At 62.4% G+C, this 20,724-nt stretch carries 20 protein-coding genes; 13 read left to right on the top strand and 7 right to left on the bottom strand.

Features of this window, described 5'->3' with window-relative positions; genetic code table 11:
- Nucleotides 1-143 precede the first annotated feature (143 nt).
- The 13 genes from C8K66_RS12890 (at nt 144) to C8K66_RS12830 (ending at nt 15,842) form a co-directional block, all read left to right on the top strand.
- Nucleotides 144-1,319 carry an efflux RND transporter periplasmic adaptor subunit gene (locus C8K66_RS12890; protein WP_017847510.1) on the top strand — a complete coding sequence of 392 codons (1,176 nt, stop codon included), beginning with the start codon at nt 144-146 and terminating at the stop codon, nt 1,317-1,319.
- Entirely contained in the window at nt 1,316-3,286 is a 1,971-nt protein-coding gene (locus C8K66_RS12885) for a MacB family efflux pump subunit (RefSeq protein ID WP_108525019.1), read from the top strand. Before C8K66_RS12890 ends, C8K66_RS12885 begins: the two co-directional genes overlap by 4 nt.
- Nucleotides 3,279-4,694: an efflux transporter outer membrane subunit gene (locus tag C8K66_RS12880; RefSeq protein WP_108525017.1), complete on the top strand. Its 1,416-nt coding sequence runs from the start codon at nt 3,279-3,281 to the stop codon at nt 4,692-4,694. The genes C8K66_RS12885 and C8K66_RS12880 overlap by 8 nt, the downstream gene beginning before the upstream one ends.
- Nucleotides 4,695-4,830: 136 nt before the next feature.
- Nucleotides 4,831-6,450 carry an alpha/beta fold hydrolase gene (locus C8K66_RS12875; protein ID WP_108525015.1) on the top strand — a complete coding sequence of 540 codons (1,620 nt, stop codon included), beginning with the start codon at nt 4,831-4,833 and terminating at the stop codon, nt 6,448-6,450.
- 107 nt (nt 6,451-6,557) lie between these two features.
- Nucleotides 6,558-7,325 (top strand): FadR/GntR family transcriptional regulator, encoded by a 768-nt coding sequence (locus tag C8K66_RS12870; protein WP_046382795.1) that lies wholly within the window; start codon nt 6,558-6,560, stop codon nt 7,323-7,325.
- 241 nt (nt 7,326-7,566) lie between these two features.
- Complete coding sequence (locus tag C8K66_RS12865) at nt 7,567-8,769, top strand: ABC transporter substrate-binding protein (RefSeq protein WP_046382794.1); 1,203 nt, start codon at nt 7,567-7,569, stop codon at nt 8,767-8,769.
- 58 nt (nt 8,770-8,827) lie between these two features.
- Nucleotides 8,828-9,688, top strand: a complete 861-nt coding sequence (locus tag C8K66_RS12860) for a branched-chain amino acid ABC transporter permease (protein WP_046382793.1) — start codon at nt 8,828-8,830, stop codon at nt 9,686-9,688.
- A gap of 1 nt (nt 9,689) precedes the next feature.
- The gene (locus C8K66_RS12855; protein ID WP_017847517.1) at nt 9,690-10,700 is read left to right on the top strand and encodes a branched-chain amino acid ABC transporter permease; all 1,011 of its coding nucleotides are present in this window, start codon (nt 9,690-9,692) and stop codon (nt 10,698-10,700) included.
- Complete coding sequence (locus C8K66_RS12850) at nt 10,697-11,446, top strand: ABC transporter ATP-binding protein (RefSeq protein WP_017847518.1); 750 nt, start codon at nt 10,697-10,699, stop codon at nt 11,444-11,446. The genes C8K66_RS12855 and C8K66_RS12850 overlap by 4 nt, the downstream gene beginning before the upstream one ends.
- The gene (locus tag C8K66_RS12845; protein ID WP_017847519.1) at nt 11,446-12,141 is read left to right on the top strand and encodes an ABC transporter ATP-binding protein; all 696 of its coding nucleotides are present in this window, start codon (nt 11,446-11,448) and stop codon (nt 12,139-12,141) included. The genes C8K66_RS12850 and C8K66_RS12845 overlap by 1 nt, the downstream gene beginning before the upstream one ends.
- Nucleotides 12,142-12,154: 13 nt before the next feature.
- Nucleotides 12,155-13,423 carry a Zn-dependent hydrolase gene (locus C8K66_RS12840; RefSeq protein ID WP_079444271.1) on the top strand — a complete coding sequence of 423 codons (1,269 nt, stop codon included), beginning with the start codon at nt 12,155-12,157 and terminating at the stop codon, nt 13,421-13,423.
- A complete protein-coding gene (locus C8K66_RS12835) occupies nt 13,420-14,826 on the top strand; it encodes an amidase (protein ID WP_108525013.1) in 1,407 nt (468 codons plus the stop codon). Before C8K66_RS12840 ends, C8K66_RS12835 begins: the two co-directional genes overlap by 4 nt.
- A gap of 152 nt (nt 14,827-14,978) precedes the next feature.
- Complete coding sequence (locus C8K66_RS12830; RefSeq protein ID WP_017847522.1) at nt 14,979-15,842, top strand: LysR family transcriptional regulator; 864 nt, start codon at nt 14,979-14,981, stop codon at nt 15,840-15,842.
- A gap of 175 nt (nt 15,843-16,017) precedes the next feature.
- On the opposite strand, the gene C8K66_RS12825 is transcribed toward C8K66_RS12830, so the two are convergent.
- The 7 genes from C8K66_RS12825 to C8K66_RS12795 form a co-directional block, all read right to left on the bottom strand.
- Nucleotides 16,018-17,529 (bottom strand): hypothetical protein, encoded by a 1,512-nt coding sequence (locus C8K66_RS12825; protein ID WP_057005608.1) that lies wholly within the window; start codon nt 17,527-17,529, stop codon nt 16,018-16,020.
- 116 nt (nt 17,530-17,645) lie between these two features.
- The gene (locus tag C8K66_RS12820; protein ID WP_108525011.1) at nt 17,646-18,023 is read right to left on the bottom strand and encodes a hypothetical protein; all 378 of its coding nucleotides are present in this window, start codon (nt 18,021-18,023) and stop codon (nt 17,646-17,648) included.
- Nucleotides 18,024-18,270: 247 nt separating this feature from the next.
- Nucleotides 18,271-18,633 (bottom strand): hypothetical protein, encoded by a 363-nt coding sequence (locus tag C8K66_RS12815; RefSeq protein ID WP_108525009.1) that lies wholly within the window; start codon nt 18,631-18,633, stop codon nt 18,271-18,273.
- 2 nt (nt 18,634-18,635) lie between these two features.
- On the bottom strand, nt 18,636-18,869 hold the full coding sequence (locus C8K66_RS12810) for a hypothetical protein (protein ID WP_108525007.1): 234 nt from the start codon (nt 18,867-18,869) through the stop codon (nt 18,636-18,638).
- Nucleotides 18,870-18,901: 32 nt separating this feature from the next.
- Nucleotides 18,902-19,258, bottom strand: coding sequence for a hypothetical protein (locus C8K66_RS12805; protein ID WP_108525005.1), 357 nt, complete (start codon nt 19,256-19,258; stop codon nt 18,902-18,904).
- A 20-nt stretch (nt 19,259-19,278) separates the two neighbouring features.
- Complete coding sequence (locus C8K66_RS12800) at nt 19,279-19,656, bottom strand: hypothetical protein (protein WP_104902814.1); 378 nt, start codon at nt 19,654-19,656, stop codon at nt 19,279-19,281.
- A gap of 2 nt (nt 19,657-19,658) precedes the next feature.
- Complete coding sequence (locus C8K66_RS12795; protein WP_108525003.1) at nt 19,659-20,654, bottom strand: hypothetical protein; 996 nt, start codon at nt 20,652-20,654, stop codon at nt 19,659-19,661.
- Nucleotides 20,655-20,724: the final 70 nt, after the last annotated feature.

The raw sequence follows: 20,724 nt of genomic DNA, 5'->3' as shown, positions 1-20,724 counted from the left end.
AGAAGACTTGCTTCAGCGGGCAATTTTTTTACTCGCCAGCACTGTAACTACTTGTGAAACAGCCTAAATCTTCGGGCCATGCTCTCGTTTAACTGTCAGCCCCCCGCAACTGCGGTCCGAACTTTCCTGGCTGGAACCAACCCATGAAACGCCCTCGACCTGCCCGACACGCCCTGCTGGTTGTGGCGTGCCTGATCCCTGTTATCGGCATCGCCGCCTGGCAATTGCAGCCGCCGGGGCGCGACAGCCTGGCCACCGTTACCGTGACCCGCGGCAACATTGAAAACAGCGTCACCGCCCTGGGCACTCTACAACCGCGACGCTATGTGGATGTGGGCGCCCAAGCGTCCGGGCAGATCCGCAAGATCCATGTCGAAGCCGGCGATCAGGTGCAGGAAGGCCAGTTGCTGGTGGAGATCGACCCCTCGACGCAAAAAGCCAAGCTCGACGCCAGCCGCTACGCCATCGAAAACCTCAAGGCCCAATTGCAGGAGCAGAAAGCCCAGCACGCACTGGCGCGCCAGAAGTACCAGCGCCAGCAGCGCCTGGCCGCCGGCAACGCGACCCGCGAAGAGGACGTGCAAACCGCCAAGTCCGAACTGAGCGCCACCCAGGCGCGGGTCGACATGTTCCAGGCGCAGATTCTCCAGGCCCAGGCCAGCCTGCGCAGGGACGAGGCGGAATTGGGCTATACGCGCATCTATGCGCCGATGACCGGCACCGTGGTGGCGGTGGACGCACGGGTCGGCCAGACCCTCAATGCCCAGCAGCAAACGCCGCTGATCCTGCGCATCGCCAAGTTGTCACCGATGACCGTGTGGGCCGAGGTCTCGGAAGCCGATATCGGCCACGTCAAACCCGGTATGACCGCCTATTTCACCACCCTCAGCGGCGGCAACCGCCGCTGGACCAGCAGCGTGCGGCAGATCCTGCCGATCCCGCCCAAGCCGCTGAACGAAACCCAGGGCAGCGGCAGCCCCAGCAGTTCGAACAAGAGCGGCAGCGGCCGCGTGGTGCTGTACACCGTGCTGCTGGACGTGGACAACAGCGACAACGCCTTGATGGCCGAAATGACCACCCAGGTGTTTTTCGTCGCCGGCCAGGTCAAGGATGCGCTCACCGCGCCGGTCGCCGCCCTGCAAGACAGCACCAGCGCCGACCGGCAGACCGCCCGCGTGGTCGCGGAAAACGGCCGCATCGAAGAGCGCGTCGTGCGCCTGGGCATCAGCGACCGCCTGCGCGTCGAAGTGTTGGAAGGCCTCAGCGAAGGCGATCACCTGCTGATCGGGCCGGGCGACGGCAGCGGGGGGTTGAATTGAGCACGCCCCTGATCGAACTCAAGCACATCCGCAAATCCTACGGCGGCGGCGACAGCCCGCAGGTCGACGTATTGCGCGGCGTCGACCTGTCGATCCATGCCGGGGAATTCGTCGCCATCGTCGGCGCCTCGGGTTCCGGCAAATCCACACTGATGAACATCCTCGGCTGCCTCGACCGCCCCACCGCCGGCGACTACCTGTTCGCCGGCGAAAACGTCGCGCACCTGGACAGCGACGCACTGGCTTGGCTGCGCCGCGAAGCCTTCGGCTTTGTGTTCCAGGGCTACCACTTGATCCCGTCGGCGTCGGCCCAGGAAAACGTCGAAATGCCGGCGATCTACGCCGGCATCAGCGCCGCCGAACGCCACGCCCGCGCCAGGGCCCTGCTCACGCGCCTGGGCCTGGCCGACCGCACCGGCAACCGTCCGCATCAACTGTCCGGCGGCCAGCAGCAACGGGTCTCCATCGCCCGCGCGCTGATGAACGGGGGGCATATCATCCTCGCCGACGAGCCCACCGGCGCCCTCGACAGCCACAGCGGCGCCGAGGTAATGAGCCTGCTCGACGAACTGGCCAGCCAGGGCCACGTGGTGATCCTGATCACCCACGACCGCGACGTGGCGGCGCGGGCCAACCGCATCATCGAAATTCGCGACGGCCTGATCATCAGCGACTCGGCCGACAACGCCCGCCACCGCCCGGCCAGCGCCGACAGCGCGGCGCTGCAAGCCGTCGACCTGCGCCAGCGCCTGGCCGAAGGCGCCGAGCACAACGGCGCGTGGAAGGCCGAACTGCTCGACGCCGTGCAGGCCGCCTGGCGCGTGATGTGGATCAACCGCTTCCGCACCGCCCTGACCCTGCTCGGGATCATCATCGGCGTGGCCTCGGTGGTGGTGATGCTGGCGGTGGGTGAAGGCAGCAAGCGCCAGGTCATGGCACAGATGGGCGCATTCGGCTCCAACATCCTCTACCTCAGTGGCTCCTCGCCCAACCCGCGCACGCCGCTGGGCATCGTGACCCTCAACGATGTCGCGGCATTGGCGACGCTGCCGCAGATCAAGCGGATCATGCCGGTCAACGGCAGCGACGCCGGCATCCGCTACGGCAACCTGGATTACCTGGCCTATGTGGGCGGCAACGACGTCAACTTTCCGCAGATCTTCAACTGGCCGGTGGTCGAGGGCAGTTACTTCACCGAAGCCGACGAGCGCGCCGGTGCCACGGTCGCGGTGATCGGCCACCGCATCCGCGAGAAACTGTTCAAGCAGGTCAGCCCGATTGGCCAATACATCCTCATCGAAAACGTGCCTTTCCAGGTGATCGGCGTGCTCGCGGAAAAGGGCTCCAGCTCCGGCAATAAAGACAGCGACGACCGCGTGGCCATTCCCTACACCGCCGCGAGCGTGCGCCTGTTCGGCACGTACAACCCCGAATACGTGGTGATTGCCGCCGCCGATGCGCGCAAGGTACGGGAAGCCGAACAAGCCATCGACCAACTGATGCTGCGCCTGCATAACGGCAAGCGTGACTACCAACTGACCAACAACGCGGCAATGATCCAGGCCGAGGCGCACACGCAAAACACGCTGTCGCTGATGCTCGGTTCGATCGCCGCGATTTCGCTGCTGGTGGGCGGCATCGGGGTGATGAACATCATGTTGATGACCGTGCGCGAACGCACCCGCGAAATCGGTATCCGCATGGCCACCGGCGCGCGCCAGCGCGACATCCTGCGCCAGTTCCTGACCGAGGCGCTGATGCTCTCGGTGGTTGGCGGCCTGTGCGGTATCGGCCTGGCGCTGCTGGTCGGCGGCGTGCTGATGCTGGCCAAGGTCGCGGTGCAGTTTTCCCTGGTGGCGGTGCTCGGCGCGTTTGGCTGCGCACTGGTCACTGGCGTCGTATTCGGCTTTATGCCGGCCCGTAAAGCTGCCCGGCTCGATCCGGTTAAGGCGTTGACCAGTGAATAAACGATCCCCCGCCCCCCCTGTGTGCGTACTCGGCCTGTGCCTGCTGCTCAATGCCTGCGCCGCCAGCCTGCCCGCCGTCGACAGCGGCGTGGCAGCACCGACCGCCTGGCAGTACGCCGAGCGTGACGCCGCCCAACTCAACAACCAGCGCTGGTGGACGCAATTCGGCAGCCCGCAACTGAACCGCCTGATCGAACAGGCACGCCGTGACAGTTTTGACGTGGCGGCCGCCGTCGCACGGGTGCGCCAGGCCCAAGCCACGGCAGTGATCGCCGGCGCACCGCTGTTGCCGGAAGTGAAGTTCAACCTGTCCACCAGCCATCAGAAGTTACTGCGCGGCCAGGGCGGGCCGGACCTGGACGCGACGCAAAGCAATGACACGGTCAACAGCTTCGGCGCCAACCTCAGCGCCAGTTATGAAGTGGATTTCTGGGGCGGCCGCGCTGCCGCGCGAGACAGCGCCCTGCATAGCCTGCGGGCCAGCGCGTCGGACCAGGCTACCGTGGAACTGACCCTGCTCAGCAACGTCGCCGACCGCTACGCGCAAACCCTCGCCGCACGCCAGCGCGAGCAGATCGCCGAGTTGAACCTGGCGAATGCACGCAACGTGCTGGAATTGGTGCAGACCCGCTACGACGCCGGTTCCGCCACGGCCCTGGAACTGGCCCAGCAGCAAAGCCTGGTCGCCAGCCAGCAACGGCAATTGCCGCTGATTCAACAACTGGCGCAAGAGTCGCGGATCACCCTCGCCGCCCTCCTCGGCCAGCCGGTCCAGGCGTTGGACCTGGGCACCGAGCCCTTCCAGGCCCTCACCTGGCCGCGCATCGGCCCGGGCGTGCCCAGCCAACTGCTGAGCCGGCGCCCCGACCTGGCCAAGGCCGAGGCCGAACTGGCGGCGGCGCAAGCGGATGTTCGCGTCGCCCGCGCGGCCATGCTGCCTGCGGTGACGCTCGGCGCGACCTTCGGCTCCGACGCCGGCAAAGCCGTGGAGATCCTGCGCAGCCCGTATTACACGCTGACGGGCGGCCTGGTCGCACCGATCTTCAACAACGGCCGTTTAACCGCCGAACGGGACAAGGCCCGCGCGCGCCAGGACGAGTTGCTGCAGACCTATCGCGGGGCGATCATCAACGGTTTCGCCGATGTGGAAAAAGCCCTCAGCAACATCACACGCCTGGACCAGCAGCGCCAATGGCAAACGCAAGAGCTGCAGGCGGCGCAGAACGCCTTGCGCATCGCCGAAAGCCGCTACCAGGCGGGCGCCGAAGACTGGCTGAGCGTGCTGGACAGCCAGCGCACCCTGTACACGGCCCAGGACCTGAATGTGCAACTGCGCTTGTCGCGCCTGCAAGCCAGTATCGCCTTGTACAAAGCTTTGGGCGGCGGCTGGGAATCCGACATCCGATAAACGAAAGTCGCATTTCGTACACTCGCCGTTTTGTCCTCCTACATTTTTCCCCCCACGGTCCTTGGTAAAAAAGTCGTCCCGAATAAGCAGCCACAACAGTGGCTTCTTTTTCTCACACGACAGGCCAGGATCGCTGATGAAACCCCTTCCAGCTGCAAGCGCAATCACCTACCGTTGCCTGGTGCTGGTCGCAGCCCTGGCGCCCACCGGCGCTTACGCTGAAACGCCGCGCTCGCCGTTCGGCATCGAATGGTTCCTGGACTGCCCGCAGCCGGCGCTCGAACGCCTGGACCCGGAAGTCATCGAACGCACCCAATGCGGCATCGTCACCGCGCCCCTGGACCATGGGGCGCCAGAGCGTGGTCGCATCAGCTTCGACATCACCCGTGTCGGCGCCAAACTGCCGCTGTCACGCCAGGGCGCGATATTCGCCAACCCGGGAGGCCCCGGGCTCGACGCCGGCGGCGCCTTCGCCGTACACCTGGCCACCGTCTGGAAGCACTACGCCCGGCAACCCGACTGGGGCGACACTTACCGCCAGTTGGCCGATACCTATGATGTGATCGAAGTCACCCCGCGGGGCCTGGGCCGGCTGCCGGGCTCACGCCTGGAATGCCGCTCCGACGCGCGGATCGTGCCGCAAGCGGACGTCAGCGAAGACCGCAGCGCGGCCAACCTCGCCGCCGCGCGCCAGAATGCGCGGTTGATCGCCCAAGCCTGCGCCAGCCACCCGCTGACGCCTTACATCACCACCGAGCAAACCGCCCGCGACCTGGAATTTGTGCGCAAGCAATTGGGCGAGTTGCAGTTCAACTACCTGGGCAACGCCTACGGCACCTGGCTCGGCGCCTGGTACGGCGGCCTGTTTCCGGCGAACGTGGGGCGCATGGTGCTCGACTCGAACATCAACTGGACCTCAACGTTCGAGCACGCCAGCGTGATCGTCGCCAGCGAAAAGGAGAAGATTTTCGAGCGTTTCGTGGCCCAGGCCGCCGCCCTCGACCCTGGGGTGTATCAGCTGGGCGACACGCCGGCCGCCGTGCGCCGTGTGTTCATGGAACTGCTGCCCAGCGTGCGTACCGCGCTGCGTTCCAGCAACCGTTTCTACAGCGACCCCGCCGGCCTGATGGGCGCCCACGTGCTCAGTCGCTGGCTGCGGGACACTCCCGACGGCGACGACCTGGCGCTGGAAACGCGTGCCCGCGCACACCGCTTCAGCCCCGACCCGGTGATCGAAGAGCGCGCCAAGTCGATGTTCAGCCTGCTGCTGCAACGCGTGCGCGAACCCTTGCAGGCCAACGTGCCCAAGCCCGGGCCGTTGCGCATGTCGGCCGCCGACTCGGTCAAAACCGCGATCCTGTGCAATGACTCGACCTACTCCAACGAAGACCTCTGGCAGCAGAAAGAAACCGAATCACTCGCCAAGTACCCGGTCGCCGGCAGCGCCCTCGAGGCGCGTCAATGCACCACCTGGCCGCAACAACACAGCCGGGGCTTGCCGTACAAGGAACTCGCCCGGCTCGACAGTCTGCTGATGGTCCAGGCCGAATTCGACGACCAAACCCCGTCCACCGGCGCCGCCTGGGCCTTCGAGCGCACCTTCCCGGCGAGCCGCGTACAACTGAAGAACGCCTATGCCCACGGGGTTTCGTTCAGCGGCGTGAGTGCCTGTGTGAACCAGTGGGTGGGCGATTATCTGATGCATGGGAACAAACCGCCGCGCTCGACGGTGTGTACGGATGCCACTGTGCAATGAGTCTCCGTTTGCGACCTTTCCACACCAGAAACGACACCCTGCGTTGACGCTACGGCCCAATCGTTATTAAGTGCTATTTATCCGCATTAATACGATAAATAGACCCCATGCTCACTCGCCCGCTACGACGCAAACGCCAGAAGCTGTCCGACGTGATTGTCGAGTCGGTCAAGCGCTCCATCGTCACCGACGCCTTGAAGCCCGGCGACCGCCTGCCCACCGAGCGCGAGCTGATGGAAAGCTTCCAGTGCTCCAAGGGCTCGGCCCGCGAAGCGCTCAAGGCCCTGGAAGTCGAAGGCCTGGTCAGCACGCGCACCGGCCCGAGTGGCGGAGCCTACCTGAACCAGGCCGGCACCGAACCGGCCAGCCGCGCACTGCGCAACTACCTGCACTTCCAGCACCTGGATGGCGAGCAGGTGTACCAGTTGCGCAAGGTCATCGAAGTGGAACTGGCGGTGTCGGTGCTCGGGCGCCTGAGCGAAGACGACTACCAGGCCCTGCAGGCCAACGTGGATTTTTGCAGCGCGCCGGAAGACAGCGAGGCCGGCCAGCGCGAACAACGCCTGGCGGAACTGGAGTTCCACAACCTGCTCGCCAAGGCCTGCCCCAACCCGCTGCTGAGCTTTACGGCGCAATTTCTCAACGACCTGCTGCGCGACCTGGTGGTGCTGAAAAAAGCCTACAAGCCCAAGCGCAAGCAGTTCGACGCGGCCAACCTCGACTATCACAAGCAACTGTTGAGCGCCTTTCGCGCCGGCGATGAAAGCGCGGTGCGCAGCCTGATGCATGAACACATGTGCGACGCCGAACACCATATGACCGCGCTCGAAGGCCAGGTCAGCCCGCATTTTCTACTGGAGTTCGATCACTCTTAAGAACACCCCAGATCCAATGTGGGAGGGAGCTTGCTCCCGATGAGGCCGGCACAGTCACCGTTATATCGACTGACACACCGCTATCGGGAGCAAGTCAAATCGTCGCACCGCCCCTCCCACAGTTGACTGCATTCCAACCCGCACACTGCGTTACCCCAATAAAAAAATGCCTGCCCACAGGCCCTGCTCCACCGTATCGCCCTTGCCGCTCCTGCCAATAACTAAACCAGGGAGTCACCCCATGCAGCGTCGTACGTTATTGAAAGCCAGCCTCACCCTCGCTTCCGCCCTGAGCCTGCCGCTGAGCGTGCGCTCGGCATTCGCCGCCGAGCCTTTTACCTTTTACGGCCTCAAGTCCATGTCTGGCGCCTTTGCCAGTTATGGCAAGTTCGCCGACATGGGTTCGCGCCTGGCGGTGGCGCAGCACCCCGAGATTCTTGGGCGCCCGCTGAACTACAAGGTCATCGACACCGAAGGCAACGCGGGCAAGGCGGTGCGCAAGGTACAGGAAGCGATTGCGCAGGACGGCGCGCGGTTCTTCCAGGGCTGCACCCTGTCGTCGTCGGCGCTGGCGGTGGCCAAGGAAGTCGACAAGGCCGGCGGCGTGTTCATGACCCCGGTGGGTGCCGATGAGGTCACCGGCAAAGACTGCAACCACGCGACCTTCCGCTGGTCGGTGCCGACCTACGGCGCGATCCGCGAAACCCTGGTGCCGCTGATCAAGCTGCTGCCGGACGCCAAGCGCTGGTACACCATCACCCCGCAATACGTGTTCGGCGAAGCCTTGCTCGAAGGCGCCAAAAACGTGCTCAAGGAACATGGCCTGGAACACGTCGGCAACAGCTACCACTCGCTGCAGGAGCAGGAATTCTCCGGCTACCTGACCAACGCCATCGCCACCAAGCCCGACGTGCTGGTGCTGCTCAACTTCGGCAGCCAGTCGTCCAACACCCTGCGCCAGGCGGTCAACTTCGGCATCAAGGAGCGCATGAAAGTGCTGCTGGTGTGGTCTGCCGGCCTCGACCAGTTCCAGGAACTGGGCAGCGATGTGCTCGAAGGCGTGTACCTCGGCGCGCAGTACTGGCACCAGGTCGACAGCCCGCTCAACCGCGAACTGGTCAAGCTGACCCAGGCCAAGTACGGCATCAACCCCACTTACCCGCTGGCCGCCGACTACATCAGCACCAAGGTCATGCTGGACACCATCATCGCCACCGGCAGCTTCGACGGGCCGACCGTGGCCAAGGCCATGCAGGGCCTGAGTTTCGAGGGCCCCACCGGCAAGGAGTCGATCCGTGCCGGCGACCACCAGGTAATCAAGGATTACTACCTGCTGATCGGCAAGGCCGCCGCCGACATGGCCGACAAGGACGACCTGGCCAAGGTGCTCAGCGCCGGCCAGTCATTCCCGCCGGTCGAGGCCACGGGCTGCACGCTCGGCTGACCCCCTGACTATTTGCACCGCAGGGCCGCGCGAGCGGCTTCCTGCCGAGGGTTCCTGCATGCTCAATCTTTACCTGTTCCAGATACTCAATGGCCTTGGCCTGGGGATGATCTACTTCCTGATCGCGGTCGGGCTGACGATCATTTTCGGCCTGCTCAACTTCGTCAACTTCGCCCACGGTGCGTTCTTCCTGCTGGGCGCCTACATCTGCTACACCGCCGTGAGCCTCACCGGCAGCTTCTGGCTGGCGCTGCTGCTGGCACCGCTGGTGGTGGCCGCGCTGGCGTGGGTGATCGAGCGCTTGCTGATCCAGCGGATTTATCACTTGCCGCACATGTTCCAGATCCTGGTGACGCTGGGGATCGCGCTGATCATCCAGGAAGCCAGCGTGATGATCTGGGGCCCGGTGGGCAAAAGCGTCGCCGTGCCGGAACTGCTGCGCGGGGTGCTGGTGCTGGGCGATTTCGTCTATCCCTATTACCGCCTGTTCCTCATCGTATTTTCCGGGCTGGTGGGCCTGGGCCTGTGGCTGCTGCTGGAACGCACGCGCTTCGGCGCACTGGTGCGCGCCGGCAGCGAGAGCACCGAAACCGTGTCGCTGCTGGGCACGAATATCTTCCGCCTGTTCTCCATGACCTTTGCCCTCGGCGTCGGCCTGGCCGGCATGGCCGGCGTACTGTTCGCGCCGTTGCGCGGTGCCCAGCCCTTTGTCGGACCGGAAATTCTCGGGATCGCCTTTGTGGTTGTCGTCATCGGCGGCATGGGCTCGTTCAGCGGCGCGCTGGTCGGCGGTTTGCTGGTGGGCGTGGTGCAAAGCCTGATGACCACACTCTGGCCCCAGGGTGCGAGCCTGATGATCTACGGCGCGATGGCCGTGGTGATTCTGGTCCGCCCCTACGGCCTGTTCGGGAGAGCCTGACATGAGCGAGAAAAATCCCCTGCCGTTCGCCAAGACCCAATCCAAAGCGATGTTGCTGTGGGTGCTGGCAGTGCTGATCGGCCTGCCGCTGGTCCTGCCCTCGGCGACCCTGGCCAGCGAGATCCTGATCTTTGCCATGGCCGCCCTGGCCTGCAACCTGTTGCTCGGCTACACCGGGCTGTTGTCGTTCGGCCAAGGCATCTTCTTTGGTGCCGGTGCGTACTGCGCGGCGCTGCTGATGATCCACCTGCAACTGGGTCTGTTCAGCGCACTGCTCGGCGCTGCCGTGGCCGGCGGCTTTCTGGCGCTGCTGGTGGGTGCCCTGGCGATCCGCCGCACCGGCATCTACTTCGTCATGCTGACGCTCGCGTTCAGCCAGATGGCGTATTTCGTCGCCTACACCCTGAGCGACTGGACCGGCGGCGACAACGGCCTGCTCAGCGTGCCGCGCCCGGAGATCCGCATCGGCGACAGCGTGTTGCTGTCGTTGGCCGACGCCCGCGCGTTCTACGGTTTTGTCGCGGTGCTGTTCCTGCTGATCTTTATCGGCGCACGCCGCGTCATCGCCTCGCCATTCGGCAGCACGCTGATGGCGATCCGCGAAAACGAAACCCGTGCCTCGGCCATCGGCTATGACACGCGCCACTTCAAGATCCTGGTGTTCGTGCTGTCCGGCGCGGTCACCGGGATTGCCGGGGCGCTGTACGCCATGTTGCTGCACTTTGTGCCGCTGTCGAATATCGACCTGGCGATGTCCGAAAACATCCTGATCATGACCATCGTCGGCGGCACCGGCTCGCTGTTCGGTTCGTTGCTGGGCGCCGGTTCCATCGTGCTGCTGGGGGATTTCCTCTCCGACCTGTGGCCGCGCTGGCTGATGCTGCTGGGGATGATCCTGATCCTGGTGGTGATCTTCATGCGCGGTGGTTTGTGGGGCGGCCTGGCGTCGCTGTTCGAGAAAGTGCGCGGCCGCCGCAAGGCCGTCGTCGTCGCCAAGGAGCAAGGGCTATGAGCATCCTGTTGGAAACCAAGAACCTGGAGCTGGCCTATGGCGCGTTCCATGCGGTCAACGGCGTCAACCTGAAGGTCGCGGCCGGCACCATCCACACCATCATCGGCCCCAACGGCGCGGGCAAAACCAGCCTGTTCCACTGCCTGACCGGCGAACGCCAGGCCACCGCCGGGGCGATCCATTTCGACGGCCAGCCACTGATGCGCAAACCGGCCCACGCCCGCGTCGGCCTCGGTATGGCGCGTTCGTTCCAGCTCACCAGCCTGTTCCAGAACCTCAGCGTGCGCGAAAACCTGCGCCTGGCCGCCCAAGGTCGCGACGGTGCGCGTGCCTTGAATTTCTGGCGTCGGGTCGAGAGCAAGCGCGAACACCTGGAGATGGCCGACCAGGTGCTCGAACGCCTGCAACTCACGGCCCGCGCCGCGACCCTGGCCGGCGAGTTGTCCCATGGCCAGCAACGGGTGCTGGAGGTGGGCATGTCGATCTGTTCCAAGCCGAAACTGTTGATGCTCGACGAGCCCACCTCGGGCATGGGCATCGATGACATCCCGATCATGACTCAACTGATCAGCGACCTGGGCCGCGACCACACGGTGCTGCTGATCGAACACAACATGAGCATCGTCATGTCCATCAGCCAGCGCATCACGGTGATGAGCCACGGCCAGATCCTGGTGGAAGGCACGCCGGAGTTCGTGCGCGCCGATGAACGTGTGCGAACGGCTTATCTTGGGGAGGCTGCCTGATGCTGATCGTCGAGAATATCCATTCCTACTACGACAAGAGCCACGTGCTCGAAGGCGTGTCGCTGACCGTCAACCCCGGCGAACTGGTGACCCTGCTCGGCCGCAACGGCGCCGGCAAGACCACCACGCTGCGCAGCATCCTCGGCATCATCTGCCCGCGCCAGGGCCAGATCCACTTCAACGGCCAAGCGCTGGTGGGCCAGAAGATCTTTGAAATCGCACGCCAGGGGTTGGCGTTGGTGCCGGAGAACCGCGGGATCTTCCGCCTGCTCACCGTCGAGGAAAACCTGCGCATCGCCGCGCGCAAGAGCAGCCGCTGGCAACTCGAAGACGTCTACGGCATGTTCCCGCGCCTCAAGGAGCGACGCAAAAACGCCGGCCACGCGCTCTCCGGCGGTGAGCAACAGATGCTCGCCATCGCCCGCGCCCTGCTCAACGATCCCAAGCTGCTGATCCTCGACGAACCCACCGAAGGCCTGGCCCCGGTGATCGTCGACGAGTTGGTGAAGATCCTGCGCAAGGTCAAGGACGACGGCCTGCCGGTGCTGCTGGTGGAACAGAACCTGATGGTCTGCGACAAGCTCGCCGACCGCCATTACGTGCTCGAACAGGGCCGCGTGGTGTACGAGGGCAGCGCGCAAGCCTTCCGCGCCGACCCGACGATCAAGAACCGCTACCTGGCCCTGAGTGCCTGACCGGAGTTCGAAGATGAATAGCTTTGCACAACCGCTCCAGAGCAACGCCCCGCTGATCAACCGCGACCGTCTGTGGCAATCGCTGATGGACCTGGCCCGACTCGGCGCCACCGTCAAAGGCGGCGTGTGCCGCCTGGCCCTCACCGACCTCGACCGCCAGGCCCGCGACCTGTTCGTGCAGTGGTGCGAGGCGGCCGGGTGCAGTGTCAGCGTCGACGCCATCGGCAATATTTTTGCCCGGCGCCCAGGGCGCAATCCCGCCCTGCCGCCGGTGATGACCGGCAGCCACATCGACACCCAGCCCACCGGCGGCAAGTTCGACGGTTGCTTCGGGGTGATGGCCGGCCTGGAAGTGATCCGCACCCTTAATGATTTGAAGATCGAAACCGAAGCGCCGATCGAGGTGGTGGTATGGACCAATGAAGAAGGCTCGCGCTTCCCGCCGTGCATGATGGGTTCTGGAGTGTTCGCCGGGAAGTTCGACTTGCAGGACACCTTGGACAAGCAGGACGACCAGGGCCTGTCGGTGGGCGCGGAATTGCGGCGCATCGGTTACGCCGGTTCGCGTGCGGTGCTCGGCCATCCGGTCGGTGCGTATTTCGAGGCGCATATCGAACAAGGCCCGGTGCTGGAAGACCGCGCCACCACCATCGGCGTGGTGATGGGCTGCCTGGGCCAGAAGTGGTTCGACCTGACCCTCACCGGCGTCGAAGCCCACGCCGGCCCGACGCCGATGCACCTGCGCAAGGACGCCCTGGTCGGCGCCGCCGAGGTGGTCAGCGCGGTCAACCGCATCGCACATCAACAGCAACCCCACGCCTGCGGCACGGTCGGCTGCCTGAGCCTGCGCCCCGGCTCGCGCAATGTGATTCCGGGCCAGGTCCAGATGACCATCGACCTGCGCCATCTGCATGCCGACAAGCTGCAGGCCATGGTCGATGAAGTGCGCGGCGTGATCGAAGCCAGCGCCGCACGCCACGGCCTGACGTTCGAGTTGACCGCTACCGCCGACTTCCCGCCGCTGGACTTCCACCCGGCCTGCGTCAACGCCGTGCGCGACGCCGCCGACGCCTTGGGCCTGAGCCATATGGACATCGTCAGCGGCGCCGGGCACGACGCGATTTTCGTCGCCGAACTGGGCCCGGCCGGGATGATTTTTGTGCCATGCGAAGGCGGCATCAGCCACAACGAAATCGAGAACGCCGCACCGGATGATCTGGCGGCAGGTTGCGCAGTGTTGCTGCGCGCCATGGTCAATGCGGCACAGGGGGATCAGGCATGAGTGAGATCGGCCAACTGACGGCGGTGCAACTGCTGCAGCATTTTCGTGACAAGAGCTTGTCGCCGGTGGAAGTCACCGAAGACGCGCTGTCGCGCATCGAGCGCTATAACCCGCTGGTCAACGCCTACTGCCATGTCGATGCCGAGGGCGCACTCAACGCCGCACGCGCCTCGCAAGCGCGCTGGTTGAAAGGCGCACCCTGCGGTGCGCTGGATGGCGTACCGGCGTCGATCAAGGACCTCACGCTGACCCTCGGCATGCCCACGCGCAAGGGCTCGCGCACCTCTTCGGCCGAGGGCCCGTGGGACGTGGACGCGCCCTTCCCGGCGTTTATGCGCAAGGCCGGTGCGGTGCTGCTGGGCAAGACCACCACCCCGGAATTCGGCTGGAAAGGCGTCACCGACAACCCGCTGTACGGCATCACCCGCAACCCGTGGGACACGCGCATGACCACCGGCGGTTCCTCCGGCGGCGCGGGCGCGGCGGCTGCGCTGAACCTGGGGGTGTTGCACCAAGGCAGCGATGCCGGCGGCTCGATCCGCATTCCCTGTGCGTTTACCGGCACCTTCGGGATCAAGCCGACCTTCGGCTATGTACCGCAGTGGCCGGCCAGTTCGATGACGATCCTGTCGCACCTGGGGCCGATGACCCGCACGGTGGAAGACAGCGTCTTGATGCTGCAAACCGTCGCACAACCGGATGCGCGAGACGGCTTGATCGGCGCACCAAGGACCACGCCCTGGTTGTCGGAGACCGTGGATTTGAAGGGCCTGCGCATTGCCTACAGCCCCACCTTCGGCTACGTCGATGTCGACCCGCAGGTGGCCAAAGTGGTCGCCCGGGCTGTGGCCGGCCTGGTGCAGTTGGGCGCCCATGTCGAACAGATCGACCCGGGTTTCAGCGACCCGCAGGAGGTGTTCAACACCTTGTGGGCGGCCGGCGCGGCCCGCCTGACCGGCCCGATGAGCGCGGCGCAAAAACAGCTGCTCGACCCCGGCCTGCTGCGTATCGCGCAACGCGGTGAGGGCCTGAGCCTGGACGATTTCAGCGCGGCCCTGGAAGCACGGGCAGCCCTGGTGGCGCGGATGGCGGCATTCCATGAACACTACGATGTGCTGGTGTCGCCGATGATGCCGATCACCGCGTTCGAGGCCGGGCACAACGTGCCGCCAGGCTCCGGGATGCAGGAATGGATGGAGTGGACACCGTTCACCTACCCCTTCAACCTGACCCAGCAACCGGCAGCGTCGGTGCCGTGCGGGTTGGCGGCGAATGGCTTGCCGGTGGGGTTGCACGTGGTGGCGGCGCGGTTTGCCGATGAGACGGTGTTGCGGGTTTGCCAGGCATATGCAAAGGCATTCCCTACCGCCCCCCTGCCAGCCCCGATCACCGGAGCAGCGTAGATCCAACCCAACGGTGCGAGGGGCTTGCTCCCGATTGCAGTGTGTCAGTTGACTGATCGGGTTCTGGCACACCCCCATCGGGAGCAAGCCCCCTCCCACAGTTTTTGAGCGCATTCCACTACAATAGGCCCCCAATCATCCCCGGGGGCTTCATGGACATCGAACTGGCACGCACTTTCCTCGAAATCACCCGCTGCGGCAGCCTGGCCGCGGCGGCCGAGAAACTGCACGTCACCCAGACCGCCATCACCGCACGCGTGAAGAACCTCGAAAGCCAGCTGGACAGCACGCTGTTTGTGCGCAACCGCGCCGGTGCGCGGCTGACCGCCGACGGCGAGGCCTTTGTGGTGTACGCCAACCAGTTGCTGCAAACCTGGGAAGCCGCGCGCCGCGACCTGCCATTGCCCGAGGGCTATCGCAATGTGCTGCATATCGGCGGTGAGGTCAGCCTGTGTAACCCGTTGATGCTCGGCTGGGCCCAGGCCTTGCGCGAACATATCCCAGGCTATGCGCTGCGCACGGAAATCCGTGAGGGCGAATACCTGCTGCGCCAATTGGAACTGGGTGTGCTCGACGCCGCGCTGGTGTTCCAGCCGCAGTACTGGCCGGGTTTGCAGGTGGAGCAGGTGCTGGAAGAAAAGCTGATCCTGGTGCAACTGGTGAGCAAGCCGGGCCCGTATGTGTATATCGACTGGGGCCCGGGGTTTCGCCAGCAGCATGACGCCGCGCTGCCCGACAAGGCCCGCGCTGCGCTGAGTTTCAACCTCGGGCCCTTGGCGCTGCAGTACATTCTGGAGAACGGCGGTGCCGGGTATTTCCGTACCCGAGTGGTGCAAAGCTACCTCGACAGCGGCGTGATGCAACGCGCGCCCAAGGCGCCGGAGTTCAGCTTCCCGACGTTCCTGGTGTACTCACGGGCGCGGGATTCGGCCGTGTTGCAGCAGGCGCTGGAGTTGCTGCGCGGTGTGGTCAAGGCGGAAAGCGACTGGTCGCAACGCTGGGACCCGCTGATTTGAATGTTCACGCCTGAGCCCGTCCTAGCGCGGGTTCGCCTATTGGACCAAAACTCGCACATTCGCCACCGCCCGAGAGCATGGCACGCGTGCCGTTGAAACTGGCGCTGACGCCATAATGCAAAAAGGGCATACAGGCGCTCGGCCTGTATGCCCTGGGTACTACCGGTTTACTGCATCAGCTCTTGGTGCTGCTGAGCAGCGTCTGTTTGCACAAGTGGCCAAAACTGACGTACTCGACATTGTCACCACCGACACCGATGCCCGGATACTCCAGTACCTCCATGCGCCACACGCCGTAGTTAAAGTCGCTGCGCCAGGTGTTTTTGTAGCCCTGGGCATAATCGACAAAGGTGGTCTGGAAATCACCGGAGCACGTGCCCACGTTGATCGTGCCGCCGGCTTGACCCGAGCTGTCGGTGGCTGCCGAGTAGGCCTTGTAGACGATATTGCCGGTGTCCGGGTTGATATGCTGATCGAGATACACAATCGGATGCAGCCCTACCAGCGGCGCACCGGTGCTGTCCGACAGGCCCATGGTCCAAGTCAGATCGCGATAGGCTTGGGTGGTCATGTAGCCATAGCCCACATTGGAAGCGGAGGACGGGATGCGCAACACATTCGCCTCGCCTTTCACATCAGGGCTGTTCACCCGCGGGCTGGAACCCAGCGACAGGTTGTATTTGCCCGTCGCGCTCCACGGTTCGTTCGGGTGCTGGTTCGGACGCACGCGCACTTTGACCACCCCTCCGACGCCAGGGCTCGGGATCGAGGTCGATAGCACATTCGCGCCCACGGTGACCCACTGCGCGCCATCGAAACGCTCCAGTATCCATTTGCCTCGCGCGCTGCCGCTGGCAGCGTCGGCAGTCAATGCGATCCCCACGCTCTGGCCACGTACTGCGGTGAAGTCGAAGTAATCAACGTCATCGAGACTGTCGGCATTGCCACTGATGTAGTTCAGCGTGTCAGGCAGTTTGAAGGCGGTGTCCGGCGTGTCATTGGGTTCGAAGGCGTCGAGGTTGGTATCGACCGCCACACCGAACTGAAAGCCCGACCCCTGGACCGCCGCGTTGGCTTCCATGAACCAGTAGTAATCACCGGCCGGCACCACGCCGCCAAGGCTCTCATCAGCGGTGCCCGGGTTATTGGAGGTGCCCAAGGGCAGCGGATTGCCCTGGCCGTCGTCCTGGAACAAGGTCAACGACATGTCGGTGCCCGCCGTCTGGCTGACCAGCAGAGCGTTGATCCGGGCCTTCTTCGGCAGGTTGAAGTGGTAGCACAGCAAATCGCCGGTTTGCACGCCGGTGATCGTATAGAGCGCGTTGACATCCAGCGTGGTTTCACAACCCTGAACCAGCGCCGCCTGCACTGCAGCAGCCTGTTTGGCAGTGGCTTTCTGTACTTGGGTGACGGGGGCCGGCGCGGTGTTGTCTTCCACCACCGAATCGGCCTCGGCCTTCGCGACGAATACCGCTTTCTTCGACTGAGCGTCTGCCCGCAGTTGCTGTTTCAGCGCCGTGGGAGCCTTGTTGGCGGCGATTTTTGCACCGGATTTCAACGCCTGTTTGACGTTGGGTTGAAGCGCTTGCGCAGCCAGGTGAGGGTATTGCTCGGCCAGGGCGAAGGCCGAAACGAAGCAGGAGGCCGCCATGGCTGCACCCAGCATAAGGTTTTTTTTCGATTTCATTTTTTATCCATCCATAGTTAAAAACTGAAGGTCAGGTGACATCCGGTCACCTGGGATGGACTGTAGGATATTACTGTATACATGTACAGTATTTTTTGAAAGGAATGCAGTGCCTTTCAGATGATGACGTTGCACCACCTGCGCCAAACCGACCAAACCACCGTTGCGATGGCCCAAATGAACGCAAGGTAATAGGGCCACAACACCCAACGTTTGAGCGCTAAAGGAATAGACGCCAGTTCGGCTTCGGTCACAAGACCGGCTTTCACATGGCGTTTAGAGTCTGCAAGGTATTCAAAAATCAGCATCATGCGATATTGTCTGTCGATCCACTGGTTTCGTCGCCAAAAACGCTTATTGTTGCGAACTTCTTCGTTTTCACTGAAGTAACTTTCCAACTCGTCGAGTTTTGTATATTCGGCAAATAGCATAAGTCCCAAGATGACAAACATTCCAAAAAACCAAACAATGGTATAGGCGAGAAAAAAATCCATGGTTAAGCCCCCTCTGGCTGGAATATCAAATCACCAATGAAGTTGGCGTCGAAATATAGGCAATCGAATACTGTCCGGACACAAGCCCTAGGGGGCTCAATCATATTTAGGAAGTTGCCTACACAGAAGAAGATCAGTGCCTACAGAAAGTGCTAATATCTGGTCATCTCCAGAGCCCCTTAAACCTCACCGACCCTTCCAGTACGGAATAATCAGGTTCACCCAGGTGGCGGTGAAGACAGGTGAGCTACCATCGGTACCAAATGCCCCAAACGACTGATGCGATCAGCCAAATAAAAGAAAGACGATACGGCCAAAGTGCCCAACGCTTGAGGGATATCGGGATTGAAGCCAGCTCTGCCTCAGTCACATCGCCCCTCTTTACATGCAGTTTGGGCATTCCTAACAATTGATTGATCAGGAGCATGCGCTGAAACCTGTCGATCCGCATATTTCTTCCCCAAAAACGTTTGTTATCGCAAACCAGCTTGTTTTCACTGAAGTAGCTTTCCAACACTTCGAGCTTTTTGCACTCTGCGTATAACATAAGTCCCACGCCAACCAGAGCGCCTATAAACAGTAAAATACTAAAGACGAGAAAAAGATCCATAGTCAGGCCCCCTCTGGTTGAAAGATAAAAACACCATCGTTCTCTATGATCTTTCCGCCGAGAAACCCCACCTTCAAACTGCACCGGCCCTTGCCAGTACGGAATATCCAGGCCTTCGAGTTGACAGCTTCAGTTATGGACAGCGGCGTTGTGCAGGGTTTGGGTTGACCTTCGCGGTCGTTCCAGGTGCCGGTGAAGTAACCCGTACTGTCCTTTTTCCTTACGCGAAACAGCATCAACTGCTCAGGTGTAGGAAAACGAGCGACCACTAGAGCCAAGTGCACCAATAGCCCCAGCTAATAGCCAAAATCATCGCAAGGCGATATGGCCACACGGCCCAACGCTTAAGTGATAACGGAACGCAGGCCAACTCTTCCTCAGTCACAAGACCTTCTTTCACGTAGCGTTTTGGCATTAGCAGGATATCAATCATCAGGCCCATGCGATGAAATCCGCCGAACCGTGGGCTTGGCCCCCAGAGTTGCTTACGTTTACGAACCTCTGCGTTTTCACTGAAGTAACTTTCCAGCTCGTCGAGTTTTGTACGTTTGGCAAAAAGCATCAGTCCCAGGACGACGAACGTCCCAATGGACATTACAAGGGTGTAAGCAGGAAAAAACGACATCGTTAAACTCCCTCCCTCGTTCAAATTGGAATGTTGCACCACCTGCGCCAAACCGACCAAACGACCGTTGCGATAGCCCAAATGAACGCAAGGTAATAGGGCCACAACACCCAACGTTTGAGCGCTAAAGGAATAGACGCGAGTTCGGCTTCGGTCACAAGACCGGCTTTCACATGGCGTTTAGAGTCTGCAAGGTATTCAAAAATCAGCATCATGCGATATTGTCTGTCGATCCACTGGTTTCGTCGCCAAAAACGCTTATTGTTGCGAACTTCTTCGTTTTCACTGAAGTAACTTTCCAACTCATCTAGTTTTGTATATTCGGCAAATAGCAACAGTCCCAAGACGACAGACATCCCAACAAACAACACAATGGAATAGACGAGAAAAAAATCCATGGTTAAGCCCCCTCCGGCTGGAATATCAAATCACCATCGATCTCTAGGATCTTTCCACCCAGAAACGCACCCTCATCGCCAAATTCACTACTTCCGACATACCCTCCAGCAGCGCCTCCAATAATTTCGCACGCCAATGCACCGCGTCCTTTCAAAGCAATACCCAGAAACATGTTGCATGTACGACGAGCTGCTTTCGCCCCGACTGTTCCAAGAACAGCTCCCCCCTTAACCCCACCCGCCAACCTCCCCATCTCCACATACTTCGCCCGCCGACACTGCGCCTCCCGCCCCACCATACACGCCTCCTTGATCTCCAAACCCGCTGCGCCCACATCCAGCGCCAGCCCAACATAAGTGCCCTTGCCCAACCACTTCGACGTCTGCGAAATCGCCTTCAAGCGCTGTGCATACCCGGCGATCTCGCCCTTATTCAGATAGCTTTTGGTTGAAATCCCCAGCACCTTCTTCAGCGATTGATTGCCGCGCAATCCCGTGCCAAATCGTGCGGCACCACGCAGTTGCGTGCCCAGCAGCGCCAGCAGCACTTGGCGCTGGCGGATAAACGCCTGGCGATCCAACCCGCCGGCTTTCAGGCGTTGATGCAGACGTTCGATTTCCTCCAACGTGTTCACGACTTCATCCAGGTGCCGCGACCACGCCGATGTCGCACTGCCGATACCTATCGAGCCATACGTCAGAAGGCTCTGCAGCAGGTCGTAGTTATCGATCATCGTCTGTGCAGCCGCAGCGTCCAGCTCCAGGTTGCGATCAATTTCCTCGGCATAACGCACCCACCAGGATTCGTTCCAGGAGCAACTGACGCTCTCGGTGTCTGGAACAATCACCATCCGCCCCGGTATCACCCACCCGCGGCGCAGGTGATGATTCAACACATCAAAATGGTCAGAGTGCTGGCGGCTCATGCCGTGGCCCATCAGCCAGGTTTTCAAACTGCTGTAGCTGATTGGCTTGTCGTTGATGTATCCCCGCGCCATGCCTTACATCCTTGATGCGATGAAGTTGGCGTCGAAATATAAGCAAGCAAACACCGCCCCGGCACAAGTC

The sequence above is a fragment of the Pseudomonas sp. GV105 genome (assembly GCF_003058185.1).
GTDB classification, from domain to species: Bacteria; Pseudomonadota; Gammaproteobacteria; order Pseudomonadales; family Pseudomonadaceae; genus Aquipseudomonas; species Aquipseudomonas veronii.
Note: the sequence above shows the minus strand (reverse complement) of the source record. Positions and strands in the feature narration are given on the sequence as shown.

Bases quoted from the DNA above. Each gene is read 5' to 3' on its own strand.
- C8K66_RS12875 (WP_108525015.1), top strand. From the start codon at position 4,831: ATGAAACCCCTTCCAGCTGCAAGCGCAATCACCTACCGTTGCCTGGTG.
- C8K66_RS12825 (WP_057005608.1), bottom strand. From the start codon at position 17,529: ATGAAATCGAAAAAAAACCTTATGCTGGGTGCAGCCATGGCGGCCTCC.
- C8K66_RS12855 (WP_017847517.1), top strand. From the start codon at position 9,690: ATGAGCGAGAAAAATCCCCTGCCGTTCGCCAAGACCCAATCCAAAGCG.
- C8K66_RS12865 (WP_046382794.1), top strand. From the start codon at position 7,567: ATGCAGCGTCGTACGTTATTGAAAGCCAGCCTCACCCTCGCTTCCGCC.
- C8K66_RS12890 (WP_017847510.1), top strand. From the start codon at position 144: ATGAAACGCCCTCGACCTGCCCGACACGCCCTGCTGGTTGTGGCGTGC.
- C8K66_RS12835 (WP_108525013.1), top strand. From the start codon at position 13,420: ATGAGTGAGATCGGCCAACTGACGGCGGTGCAACTGCTGCAGCATTTT.
- C8K66_RS12850 (WP_017847518.1), top strand. From the start codon at position 10,697: ATGAGCATCCTGTTGGAAACCAAGAACCTGGAGCTGGCCTATGGCGCG.
- C8K66_RS12795 (WP_108525003.1), bottom strand. From the start codon at position 20,654: ATGGCGCGGGGATACATCAACGACAAGCCAATCAGCTACAGCAGTTTG.
- C8K66_RS12810 (WP_108525007.1), bottom strand. From the start codon at position 18,869: ATGCTGTTTCGCGTAAGGAAAAAGGACAGTACGGGTTACTTCACCGGC.
- C8K66_RS12805 (WP_108525005.1), bottom strand. From the start codon at position 19,258: ATGTCGTTTTTTCCTGCTTACACCCTTGTAATGTCCATTGGGACGTTC.
- C8K66_RS12870 (WP_046382795.1), top strand. From the start codon at position 6,558: ATGCTCACTCGCCCGCTACGACGCAAACGCCAGAAGCTGTCCGACGTG.
- C8K66_RS12800 (WP_104902814.1), bottom strand. From the start codon at position 19,656: ATGGATTTTTTTCTCGTCTATTCCATTGTGTTGTTTGTTGGGATGTCT.
- C8K66_RS12840 (WP_079444271.1), top strand. From the start codon at position 12,155: ATGAATAGCTTTGCACAACCGCTCCAGAGCAACGCCCCGCTGATCAAC.
- C8K66_RS12815 (WP_108525009.1), bottom strand. From the start codon at position 18,633: ATGGATCTTTTTCTCGTCTTTAGTATTTTACTGTTTATAGGCGCTCTG.
- C8K66_RS12860 (WP_046382793.1), top strand. From the start codon at position 8,828: ATGCTCAATCTTTACCTGTTCCAGATACTCAATGGCCTTGGCCTGGGG.
- C8K66_RS12845 (WP_017847519.1), top strand. From the start codon at position 11,446: ATGCTGATCGTCGAGAATATCCATTCCTACTACGACAAGAGCCACGTG.
- C8K66_RS12830 (WP_017847522.1), top strand. From the start codon at position 14,979: ATGGACATCGAACTGGCACGCACTTTCCTCGAAATCACCCGCTGCGGC.
- C8K66_RS12820 (WP_108525011.1), bottom strand. From the start codon at position 18,023: ATGGATTTTTTTCTCGCCTATACCATTGTTTGGTTTTTTGGAATGTTT.